Source organism: Mycobacterium kubicae, assembly GCF_015689175.1.
In the GTDB taxonomy this organism is placed as follows: Bacteria; Actinomycetota; Actinomycetes; order Mycobacteriales; family Mycobacteriaceae; genus Mycobacterium; species Mycobacterium kubicae.
Window position 1 is genome coordinate 305,419 of record NZ_CP065047.1, and the last position, 15,085, is coordinate 320,503.

The 15,085-nt window shown below is 65.0% G+C and carries 15 protein-coding genes and 1 pseudogene; 11 read left to right on the forward strand and 5 right to left on the reverse strand.

Features of this window, described 5'->3' with window-relative positions:
* The first annotated feature begins 2 nt into the window (after positions 1–2).
* Positions 3–1,772 (forward strand): SulP family inorganic anion transporter, encoded by a 1,770-nt coding sequence (locus tag I2456_RS01505; RefSeq protein ID WP_085073845.1) that lies wholly within the window; start codon positions 3–5, stop codon positions 1,770–1,772.
* 6 nt (positions 1,773–1,778) lie between these two features.
* Here I2456_RS01505 and I2456_RS01510 read toward each other — a convergent pair whose 3' ends face one another.
* Positions 1,779–2,561, reverse strand: a complete 783-nt coding sequence (locus tag I2456_RS01510; RefSeq protein WP_241008041.1) for an SDR family oxidoreductase — start codon at positions 2,559–2,561, stop codon at positions 1,779–1,781.
* A gap of 120 nt (positions 2,562–2,681) precedes the next feature.
* On the opposite strand from I2456_RS01510, the gene I2456_RS01515 reads away from it, so the two are divergent.
* On the forward strand, positions 2,682–3,287 hold the full coding sequence (locus tag I2456_RS01515; RefSeq protein ID WP_085073846.1) for a class I SAM-dependent methyltransferase: 606 nt from the start codon (positions 2,682–2,684) through the stop codon (positions 3,285–3,287).
* On the opposite strand, the gene I2456_RS01520 is transcribed toward I2456_RS01515, so the two are convergent.
* Positions 3,284–4,102 (reverse strand): SDR family NAD(P)-dependent oxidoreductase, encoded by an 819-nt coding sequence (locus tag I2456_RS01520; RefSeq protein ID WP_085073847.1) that lies wholly within the window; start codon positions 4,100–4,102, stop codon positions 3,284–3,286. The genes I2456_RS01515 and I2456_RS01520 overlap by 4 nt on opposite strands.
* A complete protein-coding gene (locus tag I2456_RS01525) occupies positions 4,099–4,506 on the reverse strand; it encodes a nuclear transport factor 2 family protein (RefSeq protein WP_068030189.1) in 408 nt (135 codons plus the stop codon). The genes I2456_RS01520 and I2456_RS01525 overlap by 4 nt, the downstream gene beginning before the upstream one ends.
* A 153-nt stretch (positions 4,507–4,659) precedes the next feature.
* Between I2456_RS01525 and I2456_RS28865 the strand changes: the two genes are divergently transcribed.
* The 5 genes from I2456_RS28865 (at position 4,660) to I2456_RS01550 (ending at position 9,687) form a co-directional block, all read left to right on the forward strand.
* Positions 4,660–5,616 carry a LysR family transcriptional regulator gene (locus I2456_RS28865; protein WP_082952212.1) on the forward strand — a complete coding sequence of 319 codons (957 nt, stop codon included), beginning with the start codon at positions 4,660–4,662 and terminating at the stop codon, positions 5,614–5,616.
* 92 nt (positions 5,617–5,708) lie between these two features.
* Positions 5,709–7,115, forward strand: coding sequence for an MmgE/PrpD family protein (locus I2456_RS01535; protein ID WP_085073848.1), 1,407 nt, complete (start codon positions 5,709–5,711; stop codon positions 7,113–7,115).
* Between the two features lie 56 nt (positions 7,116–7,171).
* The gene (locus I2456_RS01540; RefSeq protein WP_085073849.1) at positions 7,172–7,942 is read left to right on the forward strand and encodes a DUF2127 domain-containing protein; all 771 of its coding nucleotides are present in this window, start codon (positions 7,172–7,174) and stop codon (positions 7,940–7,942) included.
* Between the two features lie 119 nt (positions 7,943–8,061).
* On the forward strand, positions 8,062–8,559 hold the full coding sequence (locus I2456_RS01545) for a PaaI family thioesterase (RefSeq protein WP_068030741.1): 498 nt from the start codon (positions 8,062–8,064) through the stop codon (positions 8,557–8,559).
* Between the two features lie 369 nt (positions 8,560–8,928).
* Positions 8,929–9,687, forward strand: a complete 759-nt coding sequence (locus I2456_RS01550) for a 5'-methylthioadenosine/adenosylhomocysteine nucleosidase (RefSeq protein WP_085073850.1) — start codon at positions 8,929–8,931, stop codon at positions 9,685–9,687.
* Here I2456_RS01550 and I2456_RS01555 read toward each other — a convergent pair.
* Entirely contained in the window at positions 9,641–10,273 is a 633-nt protein-coding gene (locus tag I2456_RS01555) for a CGNR zinc finger domain-containing protein (protein WP_241007841.1), read from the reverse strand. The genes I2456_RS01550 and I2456_RS01555 overlap by 47 nt on opposite strands.
* Before the next feature lie 86 nt (positions 10,274–10,359).
* Here I2456_RS01555 and I2456_RS01560 point away from each other — a divergent pair.
* The 3 genes and pseudogenes from I2456_RS01560 to I2456_RS01570 all read left to right on the forward strand — a co-directional run bounded on the left by I2456_RS01560 (position 10,360) and on the right by I2456_RS01570 (position 12,393).
* Positions 10,360–11,047: pseudogene (locus I2456_RS01560) on the forward strand (SDR family oxidoreductase).
* A 27-nt stretch (positions 11,048–11,074) separates the two neighbouring features.
* Positions 11,075–11,557 (forward strand): SRPBCC family protein, encoded by a 483-nt coding sequence (locus tag I2456_RS01565; RefSeq protein ID WP_085073851.1) that lies wholly within the window; start codon positions 11,075–11,077, stop codon positions 11,555–11,557.
* A gap of 29 nt (positions 11,558–11,586) precedes the next feature.
* Positions 11,587–12,393, forward strand: coding sequence for an SDR family NAD(P)-dependent oxidoreductase (locus I2456_RS01570; RefSeq protein WP_068030212.1), 807 nt, complete (start codon positions 11,587–11,589; stop codon positions 12,391–12,393).
* A gap of 3 nt (positions 12,394–12,396) precedes the next feature.
* On the opposite strand, the gene I2456_RS01575 is transcribed toward I2456_RS01570, so the two are convergent.
* Entirely contained in the window at positions 12,397–13,041 is a 645-nt protein-coding gene (locus tag I2456_RS01575; protein ID WP_085073852.1) for a DUF5134 domain-containing protein, read from the reverse strand.
* Positions 13,042–13,173: 132 nt separating this feature from the next.
* Here I2456_RS01575 and I2456_RS01580 point away from each other — a divergent pair, with 132 nt between their 5' ends.
* Positions 13,174–15,081: a cytochrome c oxidase assembly protein gene (locus I2456_RS01580; protein ID WP_276052154.1), complete on the forward strand. Its 1,908-nt coding sequence runs from the start codon at positions 13,174–13,176 to the stop codon at positions 15,079–15,081.
* Positions 15,082–15,085: the final 4 nt, after the last annotated feature.

Here is a 15,085-nt window from a genome sequence, read left to right on the forward strand (position 1 = left end):
ACGTGGGTGTTGCTTCGAGTTACAACTGGGTCAAGGGCCGCAGCGACGTTGTCGCGGGCCTGACCGTCGCGGCCATATCATTCCCACAAGCGATTGCCTATGCGTTGATCGCCGGAGTGGACCCCAAGTTCGGCGTCTACTCAGCCATCGTGGTGACGGCCGTCGCGTCGATCTTCGGGTCGTCATCGCATCTGATCAACGGGCCTACCAGCGCCATCTCCCTATTGGTGTTCACCGCGCTGGCCTTCATCGATTCGGAGAACTCCAAGGAACTGTTCGAAGCGCTGTTCCTGTTAGGGGTTCTCGTCGGTGCGATCCAAATCGTGATCGCGGTGTTCAAACTGGGCAACTTGACTCGCTACATCTCCGAGTCGGTCATCATCGGCTTCATGGCGGCCGCGGCGTTCCTGCTCGCGGTAGGCCAGATCGGAAATGCACTGGGTGTCAAGGACAAAGGCAACGGCCACATGCATGTGCTGCACCGCGTCTGGCTCAGCCTGACGCACGGTGATCGGATCAACTACCGCGCCGTCATACTGAGCGTGACCGCGGTGGTATTGGCGGTGGTGCTCCGCAAGATCGTGCAGCGCTTCGGGTGGCCGCAGGTCGACATGCTCGCCGTGCTCGTCATCACCGCGGTGATCGCCTACCTGGCAGGCTGGTCCACACCGGGTGCCAACGGCCGCACCGCTGTGTCACTGGCCGGGAAGGTGCCGCGCAGCCTGCCTACCGCCCACATCCCGGAGGTACACACCAGTTGGCTGCCGCACCTGTCGGTGGGCGCGCTGGCCATCGCGTTCGTCGGCATCATCGAGGCGTTGTCGATCGCCAAAGCCATTGCGCACCAGACCCAACAGAAGATCGACTACAACCGGCAGATCCTGGCCGAAGGCCTGGCAAACCTCAGCGGCGGCTTCTTCCAGAGCCTGCCCGGCTCGGGGTCGCTATCGCGGTCGGCGATCAACTTCCAGTCCGGCGCCGCAACGCGGTTCTCCGGAATCGTCTCCGCCGCAACGGTCGCGGTAGCGTTGCTCGCCTTTGCGCCCTTGCTGCGGTATGTCCCACAACCGGCGTTGGCAGGGCTGCTGCTCATCACCGCAGTCCGGCTGGTCGACGGCAAGCGCCTGCTTTACACACTCAAAGCGTCGCGCTACGACGCAGGTCTGGTAATCGTCACCGCGATCACCGGGGTGGCGATCGATTTGGACAAGGCTGTGGTGTTGGGCGTGATCCTGTCTGTTGTGTTGTTCGTGCCGCGGGCAGCCAAGTTGCGGGCCACAGAACTGATCGTCACGCCCGAGCGCGTTGTCCGGGAACGAATTCCCGGCGACCTCACCGATTCCCATACGGTCATCTACGACCTGGAAGGTGAGCTGTTCTTCGGAGCCGCACCGGAGCTGGACCGTCACCTCAACGACCTGCGCGACCGAATCGCGGCTGATCACAATGAATTCGTCATCCTGCGGCTCAAGCGGGTACGGCACCCAGACGTGGTCTGCATCGAGCGGATCGAGCATTTCCTACGCGACTTGACCGAGCGCGGCGTGGTGGTTCTGCTAGCCGGGGTCCGCCCGGACACGTTGGCTGTCCTCGGAAACGTCGGACTGCACCGTTGGTTCCCTGAGGAGCAGGTCTTCCCCGAAGAAGACAAACAGTTCTCAGCGACGCTCAAAGCGGTGCGTTACGTGCACGTTCGGCGCGCCGCCGCCAATCCGAAACCGGAATTGCAAGAAGCAGAGCAACGTGACGAGGACCTTTACTACCTGGTGTAGACCCTGTCAGAAGGGCGGGGTGCCCGCCTTCATAGCCGCGATGACGCCGCCGTCGACCAAGAGGTCGGTGCCGGTGATGAAGGCGGCGCCCGGACCCAGCAGGAATTCAGTGGCAGCCGCTATGTCGTCGGGCGTGCCGATGCGGCCGGTGCCGGACATGGCGATCATGGCTCGCATGCCGTCACCCACCGGCGAGGCGAGTTCTTGCTGCCCCATCGGCGTCGAGATGACCCCGGGACTGATCGAGTTGATCCGCGCACCTCGTCGGCCCCACGATGCGCTGGCGGCCCGCACCCGAACGTGGTTGGCCTGCTTGGCTATTCCGTACGCTGTACCCGGTTCGGTGGTGCCGGCGAGGATGTCGAGGCCGAGTAGCTCGGTGGGCGGTGTGTGCGCTAACGCGTGTTCTTGTTCGACGGTCAGCGGCGGAAACATGTGTCCAGCCATGCTGGCGATCACCACGCCCGCGCCCCCTGAAGTCACGACGTTTCCGAACTCCTGCAGCACCAACGCCACACCGACCAGATCGACGGCGAGAATGGCCTGTGCCGAGGCCTGCGCGGGGGAGAGCCCGGCCGTGTGTGCCACCTGCGCGACGTCACCCAGGGTCGTCGCGTACTCAGCAAGTGCGCGAACCGATTCCGGTGCGGATACGTCGACGCCGCGGGTATGCACCTGATGGCCGTCGGCCGACAGCGATCGGGCGACCGAGGCCAACGTGTCATCGTTGTAGTCGGCCAACAGCACCGTTCTGCCCGATCCCATCCGACGTGCGATGGCATAACCCATGCCGCCCACCCCGATCACAACCAAAAGGTTGGGGGCCGTCACGTCAACATCACCGGCCCAGGCTCCCACAACTACGCCCGTTGGGGATAGGCCTGCTGAATGGTGAGCAGTATAGAAGTCATGACCGCACCCGAGCAGCAACCGTGGAACCTCAACATCCACTACGACGCCCTGCTGGATTCGAAGGTTCCCACCGGTGCTCGGCGGGTACTGGACGTCGGCTGCGGCGATGGGTTCCTGGCGGGGCGCTTGGCTCGACGCATACCCGAGGTCACTGCGGTCGAACTCGACGCACCGGTGTTGCAGCGCGCCCAGGCCCGGTTCGCGACCGCCCCCATCCGGTGGGCCCAGGGCGATGTCATGACGACCAAACTGCCGATCGGCGGTTTTGACGCCGTGGTTTCCAACGCCGCCCTGCACCACATCGCGGACACTCGAGCGGCACTGGCCAGGCTCGCCGAACTGGTGGCACCGGGTGGGACACTGGCGGTGATCACCTTCGTCAAGGCCTCGATGCGATATGGCTGGTGGCACTTGTGGACCGCGGTGGCATGTCTGGTGGTCAACCGCATCAAGGGAAAGTGGGAGCACACCGCCCCCATACGATGGCCACCGCACTTCACTTTGTCGCAGCTGCGCGACCACGTCCAGGCAGTCCTGCCCGGAGCCCAGGTGCGCCGGTTGTGCTACGGACGCGTGTTGATCACCTGGACCGCACCGGACTAAACGTCGGAGCCCATCGCCGCTGCGCTGGCTTGCTTCATCAGTTCCACGGCCTGATTTCGGGGCAGGGAACCGAGCATTTGCATTGCCGCGCGCAGGTTTTCGCCGACGACCCAGGTAGGGCCATTGGACAGGTTCGCAAACGCCTCCGTGATGACATCGTCGACGGCCGCAGCCCCGGACGGCGCCTCCTCGGGCGAGGTGATCTGGCCGCGGCGGTATTCGAGTTGACGAAGTGCCGGGGTGTTGGTCTTTCCCAGGATGAGCCCGAGTACGTCGACGCCCTTGTCGTGCAACTCGGTCCATAGGGCCTCGGCGAACACCATGTCGAAAGCCTTCGAGGCGCCATAGGCGACCATATTGGGACCACCGGCGAAGCCGGCACCAGACCCAAACAGGACGATTCCGCCGCTGCCCCGCTCGACCATGGCCGGAGCGAAGTGGTGGCACAGCTGCATGGGCGCCATGCAGTTGCGAATCACCATCGACTCGGCATCGGAGATCGGCGCGGCCAGGAAAGGCCTGAAGCTCGGGTCGGCGCCAGCGCAGTAGACCAATAATCCAACCCTGATGTCGGCGGTGGCCGCGACGACCTCGCCGACCGCGCCGGGGCGCGCCAGATCGATTGCCAGTGTGCGTGTTTGCACCGACGTCGACGCGGCGATCTGTGCGGCAACCTCGTCCAGGACCGCCTGACGACGGGCAAGCAAGACGACATTCACGCCGCGCTCGGCGAGTTCTTGGGCGAACGCGGCGCCCACGCCGTCGGAGGCGCCGGCCACCAACGCCCAGGGCCCGTACCTCGTCGCGAAACTCATCGCACCGTGCTGACCCGCACCGAGGTGAAGCGGCGGCTGGCAATCCGCCAACCGGCAGCGGTGCGGATCAACTCGTCGTCGTAGAACCCGACGCCGTTGACTCCCGACTGATTGTCCGCGGCCATGACCAGCACGTCGACGTACGTGCGGGCGCGCGCCTGGTCACCCTCGACGGTGACGGCTTGATTGGTCATGCGGTGCAGCGTGTGTCCGGCCATGGCATGCACCTTGTCCATGAAATCGGTGACCGCATCGACGCCCTCCCAGGCACCTATTTCGCCGTAGTCGAGGTGGCAGTCGTCGGTGAACACGGTGCGGAACAGCGGCCAGTCGCGCCGGTCGATTCCGGTGGCGTAGCGCACGAGCAGATCCGAGATATCCTGGCGGTCTTCCCGTTCGGTCATGCGACGCCTCCGTTCGGGTGGGCTCAGCGCGCGTCGGCTTCGTCGAGACTAGTGACCTCGCCGACGCCGGGCAACGGGTTCAAGCGGGGTCTCTTGCCTGGCGTCTCGCGCAACCGCCGTCAGCCCCCAGGTGCACCACCATAAACTGCTCGCATGGAGCTTCGGCAGCTGCGCTATTTCGTGGCCGTCGCCGAAGAGTTGCACTTCGGCCGGGCCGCCAAGCGCGTCCATATCTCGGGTCCGGCACTATCGCAACAGATCATTGCGTTGGAGCGAGAACTGGGCACCGACTTGTTCGTACGGGACCGGCGCACAGTTCGACTCAACCAAGCTGGGCGCACGCTGCTGGCAGATGCGCGCAGACTGTTGGCTCTGGCCGACGATGCCAAGCACCGCGTGACGCGGACCGCCGCCGAGAGCACACCGTTGCGCCTGGGCTATGTCAGTTGGCTACCCGACGAGTTAAAGGCCGTGGTCGGCCCATCGGTCGAGTTGCGGATCGACGAATGGGTGTTGCCGTCGCACGCACAAGCCGATCGTGTCGCCGAAGGCACCTTGGACATCGCGCTGACCTGGGTCACAGCGCAGCAAGCCAGGGAGCGCGGCCTGACCGCACACCTGCTGCGCGCCGAAGTCCTGCATGCAGTTCTTCCCGGCGTGAGTTCTCCCGAACCCGTTGCAGCACAGCAGCTGAGGGTGCTCATCGACGCCGACGAATCGGCCTGGTCGTCATGGAACCGGTTCGCGGCGGAGTGCGCGGCCTATGCCAAAGCCCGCGTGGTCAAGATCGATGACGGGGGAGTCACCGGTGACGCGTTCTACGCGCACGTCCGCCGATTGGGAGCACCAGTGCTGGCCTCACCCAAGCGTCATACCGCGATCACTCCGCCGAGCTTGGGACAGCGGCCCGTCGCCAATCCCGTTCCGCTGTGGACGTGGTCCCTGGTACACCGTGGCGACGACGAGCGCGCCGGCGTACGGCAAGTGGTGGAATCATTGACAGCCCTGGCCCGAAGCCGAGATTGGCGACAACCCCCCGGCGCGCCGTGGTGGGTCCCCGCGGACGATCCGCATCGAAGCGTGCTGGCCGGCGGCACCGATCTGCTCTAGAAACCCTGTCTGACTACAGGTAGCTATTCAGTCCTGGACGGGGCGGGCCAGTCGCGGTTGAGTCGAGCCAGCGGCAGGGGAAGGACGGGACAATGGCACAGGAACATGTGGTGCAATCGCTTGCCGGATTCGCCATCGACGCGCGTCCGGAAGACTTGAGCGAGCGGCACCGGCTGCTGCTCAAGCGCAACGTGCTGGACAGCATTGCCTGTGCTATCGGCGCATTGGACGGTGAGCTAGTCCCCGTCATTCGCGAGCAGACCGAACAATTCAGTGGTCGCCCGACGGCGACGCTCGTCGGCGGTGGCCGGGCATCGGTGGATCAGGCCGCCTTCTTCAACACGGTCCTGGTGCGCTACCCAGATCTGCTGGACACCTATCTGACGGCGGGCGGCTTGTGTCACCCCGCGGACAACTTCGGCGCGGTGCTCGCCGCAGCCGAGCACGTCGAGGCCAGCGGCGCCGACTTCTTGCTCGCGCTGGCGGTCGCCTACGAAATCCAGTGCCGATTCAGCGCTGCGGTACCGGTGATGGCGCTCGGGCTCAACCATGCGTTGCAGCTGGCGATTTCAATCGCGGCGGGGACGTCCAAGCTGCTCGGGTTCGACGCGGACCGCACCGCCAATGCCATCGCGTCCTGTGCTGCCGACAACGTCTCCCTGGCCGCCATACACGGCGAACCGGTGTCCAATTGGAAGGGCATCTCGCCCGCCATCACCGGGATGCGGGCGGTATACGCCACCATATTGGCCGGGCGCGGAATCACCGGCCCGATGACGCTTTTCGAGGGCCCCCATGGCTTGGCTCAGCTGTTCGGTCAGGCGATCGACTCGCGCACTGGCGACCGCGGACTCACCGCGGTGGAGCAGACCTACCTCAAACAGTACTGCTCACTGATCCACGGACAGGTGATCATCGACGCAGTCTTGGCAATACGCGACGAGCATCAAGTGCGCGGTGACGACGTCGAACGGGTGGAATTGGAGGTGTTCCAAAGCGCATACGATTTCGCCGGCGGCGGCGCATTCGGCAACAAGGACCAGCCACGCACCAAGGAGCAGGCCGACTACAACCTCAAGTACCTGAGCGCGGTGGCCCTCATCGACGGCGCGGTGGGACCCGAACAACTGGAGAACGACCGCGTGATTCGCCCGGACGTGCAGGGTCTGCTCGCTCGCGTGAGGGTCAAGCCCGCGCCCGACCTGAGCGCCGACTATCCACACCGGACCTCCGCGCGCGTGCACGTGCTCACTCATGACGGATCTGAATTCAGCAGGGCTAGTGCGGATTACGAGGGATCACCCACCCGTCCGCTGACCTGGTCGAGGGTCGTCGACAAGTTTCACTGGCTGGCCGAACCGTTCTGCGATGAAGAACTACGTGCCCGGATCATCACAACGGTCGAACACATCGACGACGAGCCCATCACCCACCTCACCCGCCTGCTCGGTCAGGTGCGACCCGCCGCCGAGCGCCGCCGCAGTCAGCACCGCTTCTGAAGCCAATGCGTTCGACCCCCTTGCGTGGTTTGCTACCCGCACTGAATGATCGGCGCATGGCAAAGCCCGAGAAGCGTGGTACCAATCGATGGGAGCTCGTCACCTGTGCGCTGGGCGGTCACGCCACCTATGCACCGAACGACGAAGCGCTCGCCGAACGACTGCGCGCCAGCACCAAGCTCGGTGAAGTATGGCGCTGCCTGCGCTGCGGTGATTTCGCGCTGGGTGAGCCACACGGCCGCGGACCGGCCGAGGAAGCGCCGATGATCATGCGGGGCAAGGCATTACGCCAAGCCATCATCATCCGCGCCCTGGCTGTCGAGCGCTTGCTTCGCGCGGTGGTGCTCGCCTTGGCCGCATGGGCGGTATGGACGTTTCGCGGCGCCCGCGGAGCGATCCAAAGCACGCTGGAACGTGACCTGCCGATCTTTCGAGCCGCCGGGTTCAAAGTCGACCAGATGTCTGCGGTGCAGCACCTGGAAAAGGCGCTTGCCGCAAAGCCTTCTACGTTGACGTTGATCACCCTGATGCTGGTCGCCTATGCGGTGTTACAGGTTGTCGAAGGTGTTGGCCTGTGGCTGCTCAAGCGTTGGGGCGAGTACTTCGCGGTGGTAGCCACCTCGGTCTTTTTGCCGCTGGAAGTCTATGACCTCACCAGAGGTATCACGATGACTCGCGTGCTCACCTTCACGATCAATGTGGCCGCGGTCATCTATCTCGTCGTGTCCAAGCGGCTCTTCGGGGCGCGGGGCGGGCGCCGAGCTAACGAGGAGGAGCGTCATGGGGAGCAGCTGCTAGACCTCGAGCGCGCCGCGATGGCGACCTGACGTCCGGTCCCGCGGGCGTCGTTCACATCGACCCTGACTTGACTAAAGTATAGTCAGATGTGACGATCGTTTGCACACCGCGACGAAGACGAGGACCTACTGTGAGCGAAGCTGCCTGCGTGACAACGACTGGCGACCGGACCCGCACTATCTGCTGGGAGGATCCGTCGGTCACCGCTCTGGGTGCCCGAGGCCGCAGTGGACTGGAATTCCTGCAGGCCATCGTCGATGGAGATCTGCCGCCGGCTCCCATCATGAACACCCTTGGTGCGCAACTGGAATCGGTAGCGTCGGGAACCGCGGTGTTCACCTTGACGCCGGCCGAGTGCCATTACAACCCGATCGGATCAGTGCACGGAGGCGTGTATGCCACGCTGCTGGACTCGGCGGCGGCGTGTGCGGTTCATAGCATGTTGCCAGCCGGAGTCGCCTACACCACCTTGGATTTGGCGGTCCGATTCATCGCAGGGATCACCGTCGAAACCGGCCTGGTCCGGTGCACGGGGACGGTCACTCATCTGGGCCGCCGTACTGCGCTGGCCGAGGCGGTGCTCACCAGTCACTCCGGCAAACTGCTGGCGACCGCGACGAGTCATTGTCTCATCATCAACCCGTAGCCATGCGGTTTTCGCTGCACCGGAAATGTGACGCTCGACGCTGGTCCACCCACTTGTGGCAGATGCCACAAAAGCGATTTGCGTGGTGTTCACCGCGGCGCGGCAACCGCGTAAAACGGCTAAGGTGCAATTGAATTCGGGCGGTCCACTGTCGGCATACTGATGAAGGAACCAGAACAGTGTCGGAGAACCCCACCGGGCTCAACAGCCTCAGTGGCGTTAACGTGCTCGCGCCCAGCAGAGCGCGCGCTTGTGACGCCTTGAACGCAGTATGGAGAACCAGGCAACGCCAATTGGCTGAGCGGCCACGGCTCATGCGCCGCGGCGTAGAGCGCTGCTGACCCAGCAGCCGTCGATACAATTACGCGAGTGAGCATCGGGGTCATCTGCGCCATCCCGCAAGAGCTGTCGCACTTGCGTGGCGAGTTGCGTAGCGGGCAAAGCCAAGAGATCGCCCGACTCTCGTTCACAGCCGGTGACCTGGACGGGCAGCAGGTCATTCTGGCCGAAGCCGGGATGGGAAAAGTCAACACCGGTCTGGTCGCAACTCTGCTTGCCGACCGGTTCCATTGCGACAGCATCGTTTTCACCGGCGTGGCCGGCGGATTGGATCCACAGCTCGACATTGGTGACATCGTCATCGCCGACCGCGTTGTGCAACACGATTTCGGTCTCCTGGCTGACGAACGGTTACAGACTTACCAACCTGGCCATGTGCCCTTCATCAAACCCACCGAAAAGCTGGGCTACTGCGCCGATCCCGCGTTGATCGACCGCGTCAAACACCGGCTGGACGGTTACGTTCTCCCGCCACTGCGCAGCGCCGCTGACAGGACCGGTGACCGATCACCGCGAATCAACTACGGCACCATCCTCACCGGTGACCAGTATCTGCATTGCGAACGCACTCGCCGCCGGCTGCACCACGAGTTCGGTGGTCTCGCGGTGGAGATGGAGGGCGGCGCGCTGGCGCAGGTCTGCGAAGCCTTCTCGATCGCATGGCTGGTGGTACGGGCGCTCTCCGACCTGGCCGGTGCGGACTCCGGGCTCGATTTCAACCGCTTTGTTCACGAGGTCGCCATCAGCTCGGCGATGGTACTGCGCCAGCTGTTGCCTGCGTTGCGTTAGTCGCTTCCGCGGCGCGGTCGCGTTGGCGGCGGCGGGCCCGGGACGCACGTAAGTTCGCGGCATTGCCGCAGGTCTTCACGTCGTGCCATACCCCGCTGTTGTTCTTGGAGCGGTCATAGAACGTGGCGTCGCAACGAGGATTGCGACACTGCTTGAGGCGACGCCAGGTGTCGTCGCGCTGACTGAGCAGTACCTCGGCCCACAGCGCCGAGGCGAACCAACGCCAGCCGCTGCCGGCCGGCTCGAGGCGGACCGCGCCGGTCTGCGATACCGCCAACGACGCTGAGCCAGCGTTGGCGACAACGTTGACCGGCTCTCCGTTGACCAACTTGCCGATCGTGTCTCGCACTGCACGCAGCTTCGGCAAATCCGCTTCCGTCAAGGGCGGTGGAGTCGCGCCATGGCCCCGCTCGGCCGACCAGGCCGCAACCGCTGCGGCCGCCCAGGCGCCGGCCCGCTCCATGTCGCCCAGCAGATCGGGCCCGTAGTCGCCGATGCCGACGGTATTGAGAAAGTCCTGCACCAAACCCAGGCCGGCAGGCGCCGGCGTCAGGCCATAACGGTGTGATGCAGACCATGGAGACATACCTGAATTGTACTTGCCTATGTCAAGTACAGCTCATATGGTGACATAATCAAAACTTATTCACTTACGTCAAAGGAGCGTACATCATGGTCAGCATCGAAGGAGCGACGGTAGTGGTCACCGGCGGGCAACGTGGCCTCGGCAAGGCCATTGTCGAGGAGCTGTTGCAGCGGGGCGCCGCCAAGGTCTACGCGACGGCGCGCCAACCGCAGGCCAGTGCGGATCCGCGGGTCGTCAGCACCGCCCTCGACGTCACCGACGCCGATTCCGTTGCGGCACTGGCCAACCTGGCCTCCGATGCCGAGATCGTCATCAACAACGCCGGGATATTGGGCGCGCCGAAGCTGCTGAGCAGTGACATCGAGGACATCAAGGCTGTGTTCGAGACCAACTACTTCGGTGCGTTGCGAATCGCCAAGGCGTTCGCGCCGGTGCTGGCCCGCAATGGCGGCGGCGCGCTGGTCGACATTCATTCGGTGCTCTCCTGGCGGCTTCGGTGGCTACGGTGACTCCAAAGCGGCCTTCTGGTCGGCGTCGAACTCACTGCGCATTGAGCTCGAGCCGCAGGGCACCGTGGTGACCGGAGTCCACCTCGGCTACACCGACACCGACCTGGTGTCGAGCTTCGACGTACCGAAGAACGACCCGAGGCAGGTGGCGCGCGAGATCCTCGATGGCATCGAACGTGGGGACGCCGAGGTCCTGGCTGACGAGCTCACCCGCAACGTGAAAGCTTCGCTGTCCGGGCCGGTGGAGATGCTGCGCGCGGGATAGCAGGGGCTGTGGTGTTGAATCTCGAACGTGGCAGACGCGGAATCTCAGAGCGCCCAGCGCATTGTGAGCGCCACCCGCGACGTAGCGGCGAACGCCCAACGGATCTTCGACTTGATCGCCGATCCGTCGCTGCAGCCGAGGTGGGACGCAAACGACAACCTTGCGCAGAGCGCGCAGGGGCAGCGGGTGCGACAGGTCGGTGACGTCTTCACCATGACACTGACCAACGGTGCGGTTCGGGAAAATCATGTGGTCGAATTCGTCGAAGGCCGCCGAATCGCTTGGCGGCCCGCCGAACCCGGAAAAGAACCGCCCGGTCACCTGTGGCGCTGGGAACTCACCGCGCGGGGTGCCGGTGAGACCAGCGTGACCCACACCTATGACTGGACCGCGCTGACCGACGAGCAGCGGCTGGCTCGGGCGCAAGCCACGACCGCTGAAATGCTGCGTGCGTCGCTCGATCGGCTGGCGGCGATCGCAGAGGCAGCCGAAGCGGGCACCGAGGGATAGACCCTGCCCGCGCCCGGTACGGTCAGCCCATGGCTCTTCCACCGCCGGGAAACGACCGAGCTGCCATCATCACCGGAGCATCCTCGGGTATCGGCGAGGAGTTCGCCCGAATACTCACCGAGCGCGGCCACCAGGTCGTCTTGGTGGCCCGGCGGGTTGAGCAGCTGGAACACATCGCCGCGCGGCTCGGCGCGCAAGCGCACCCATTACCGGCAGACCTGTCCGACCGCAACGACCGAGCGAGCCTGCCGGACCGCGTCGCGGCGCTCGGCTTGGTCCCCGACATCCTGATCAACAACGCCGGGTTGTCGACACTGGGTGTCGTGGCGAAATCGGTTCCCGAGCAAGAACTCAACCTCGTCGAAGTCGACGTGGCAGCAGTGGTTGACCTGTGCAGCCGGTTCTTGCCGGGAATGGTCGACCGGCATCGCGGCGCGCTGCTCAACGTGGCATCGATCGCCGCATTCGGGCCCTTACCCGGCCAAGCCGCCTACGGAGCCGCGAAGGCCTTCGTGCTGTCCTACACCCACAGTCTGCGCGGCGAATTGCGCGGGACCGGAGTCTCTGCGACAGCGCTGTGCCCCGGACCGGTAGACACCGGATTCGGCGAGGCAGCGGGCTTCACCAAGGAGGAAGCCGAAAAGAGCCTGCCGCCGGTCATGTGGGTGCCGGCCGATCAGGTGGCCCGGGCCGGCATCGACGGCCTGGCCGCCGGCAAAGCCGTCGTCATCCCCGGCCGGGTGAACCGTCTGGCGTCCGCGCTGTTCCGCGTGGCGCCGCCGGAACTGTTGTTGCCGGTGCTGACCCGCAATCACCCCGGCGTGAAACGCAACTGACCGTCACGCCAGCAACAGCGTGATGGCGAACATGATCGCCATTCCCAGCGCCATCATGGCCTGCACCGCGGTGTTGAGCGATTTACGCCAGGCGCCCGCCCGCCGGCGTCGACCGGTGCGGCGCTGGGTGACGAATCGGTAGACCCATACCACCGCGGCCACAACGAAGATCGCTGTCCAGGCCCAGTTACCCAGATCGATCCAAGCCGGCCACGTGTCATCGGGCTGCACCTCCATGCCGCTGAGGTCCATGTCCGGCGCCTGCGGGTGGTGATGGTGGTGGTGCTGCCCGGCGCCCAGGGCGTCGGTCAAGCCGTGGCCGGGCACCACGGCATACATCCAGACCATCGCCAACATCGTCAGCGCGTTGTACCCACCGACGACACGCTGCTTGACGACCCGTGCGGTGAGCAACGCCGTCATCACGAACCACAGCGCCGCCGCGAGGAACAAGATCTCGGGCACCGTCGTCGGCAACCGCAATCCCTGCGGCCAAGCCATCGCCGCCATCGCAACGGCCATCACCAAGTGCAAGCCGTGACTCAACACCGACGCCACCGACCGGCGATTGACCGCGACCGCGAAGCCGGCACCGCTGAGCACGAACAGTCCGGTGACTATCCAGCGCAGCGGCAGGTCGTCGATCATCACCGACCACTATGCACTCCGGGACCGACGGCGAACTTCTCCTAAGCTGCAAGAGTGAACAGTGACGTGCGGGCCGCGGACTCGACGCCGTCGGCATCCGTCGGCCAACCGCGTCGCGCACCCACCGCCGCCCTGGTGGGCCTGGCTTGCGGGTTTCTCGCTGTTACGGTCGTGGCCGCGGTGTATGGGTTGCTTTCCGGGGACCGCCGCTATGCCGAGGCCGGTAATGCCCACCCCGGCACGGTGATCAGCGTCGCCGAGCCGACGGGGTACTTCATCACCGCAGTGTTGGCAGCACTCTGCCTGGGGGCGTTGACCTATGTCGTCATGGCGTCGCGGCCGGAGCCCGATGGTTTGATCGATGCGGCGTCCTTCCGTATTCATGTTCTCGCGGAACGCCTTTCGGTGGGATGGCTGGCAGCTGCTGCGGCGATGATAGTCATTCAGGCGTCGCACGATTCCGGTGTGGCGCCCAGTGCGCTGCTTTCCGGCACCGGACTAATCGACGCCGTGGGTGCCTCGGAGGTCAGCCGCGCCTGGATCGTCGTCGCGATCTGCGCGCTGCTGACCGCGGTGGCGTTGCGCTTCGTCACTCGCTGGGTCGGCCATGTCGTACTGCTGGTCCCGGTGGTGATCGCCGTTGTCGCGACCGCAGTGACCGGTAATGCCGGGCAGGGGCCCGACCATGACTACTCGACCAGCGCGGCCATCGTCTTCGCGATTGCCGTTGCCGCGCTCACCGGGCTCAAGCTGGTCACCGCCGTGGCCGCAGGGACGCCGAACCGCGCCGTCTCGGTGACGCAGGTGATCTGCGGCGGGGTGGTTCTGGGGTACGGGGCTCTGTTGCTCTTGCTGCTGGTCCCGGGCTGGCCGATCGGTTCTGACTTCGGTCGCATTGGTTTGGGCGCCGGAGTGGTTGTTGCGGTGGTGTGGGTGAGTGACCTGCGAAACCTGCGGGCCGACCGATTGCCGAGCGCGACGGCGAATACCGTCGCGGCCGTGGCCATGATGGCGGCCACCGCCGCACTGGCCACCCTGGCAGCCTCCACCGCGCCGCGTTTGTTGACCCATCGGTTCACCGCCTGGGACGTGTTCCTGGGTTACCCGCTGCCCCGACCGCCGACGGTCGCCACAGTGCTCAGCCTTTGGCGGTTCGACACCCTGATCGGAACCGCGGGTGTGGTCCTGGCGATCGGTTATGTGGTCGCGTTCGTCCGGTTGCGGCGCGCGGGCAACTCCTGGCCGGCCGGCCGACTTGCGGCATGGCTGATCGGTTGTGTCGCACTGGTGTTCACCAGCAGCTCAGGTATGCGGGCCTACGGGTCTGCGATGTTCAGCGTGCACATGGCCGAACACATGACGCTCAACATGTTCATCCCGGTCCTGTTGGTGCTCGGCGGGCCGGTGACGCTGGCGTTGCGGGTCTTGCCCGCCGCACGCGACGGACAGCCGCCGGGCCCGCGCGAGTGGTTGATGTGGCTGCTGCACTCCCGGGTGACGAAGTTCCTGTCGCACCCGATGATCGCCTTCGTCCTCTTCGTGGGCTCGCCCTACATCGTCTATTTCACACCGATTTTCGACACCCTGGTCCGGTATCACTGGGGCCATGAGTTCATGGCGATCCACTTCCTCCTGGTCGGCTACTTGTTCTACTGGGCCATCATCGGGATCGACCCGGGGCCGCGCCGCCTGCCCTATCCCGGCCGCATCGGACTTCTGTTCGCGGTCATGCCTTTCCACGCCTTCTTCGGTATCGCATTGATGACCATGGCGTCGGCCGTCGGCGGCAGGTTCTACCGCACACTGGACCTGCCCTGGCTGTCCAGCGTCGTCGACGACCAGCATCTGGGTGGCGGAATCGCATGGAGCCTCACCGAGTTGCCAGTCATCATCGTCATCGTTGCGTTGGTGACGCAATGGGCACGCCAGGACCGCCGCGTCGCGTCGCGCACCGACCGCCACGCCGACAGCGACTACGGCGACGACGACCTCGAGGCCTATAACGCGATGCTGCGCGAGCTGTCGCGGATGCGCCGATAACGGG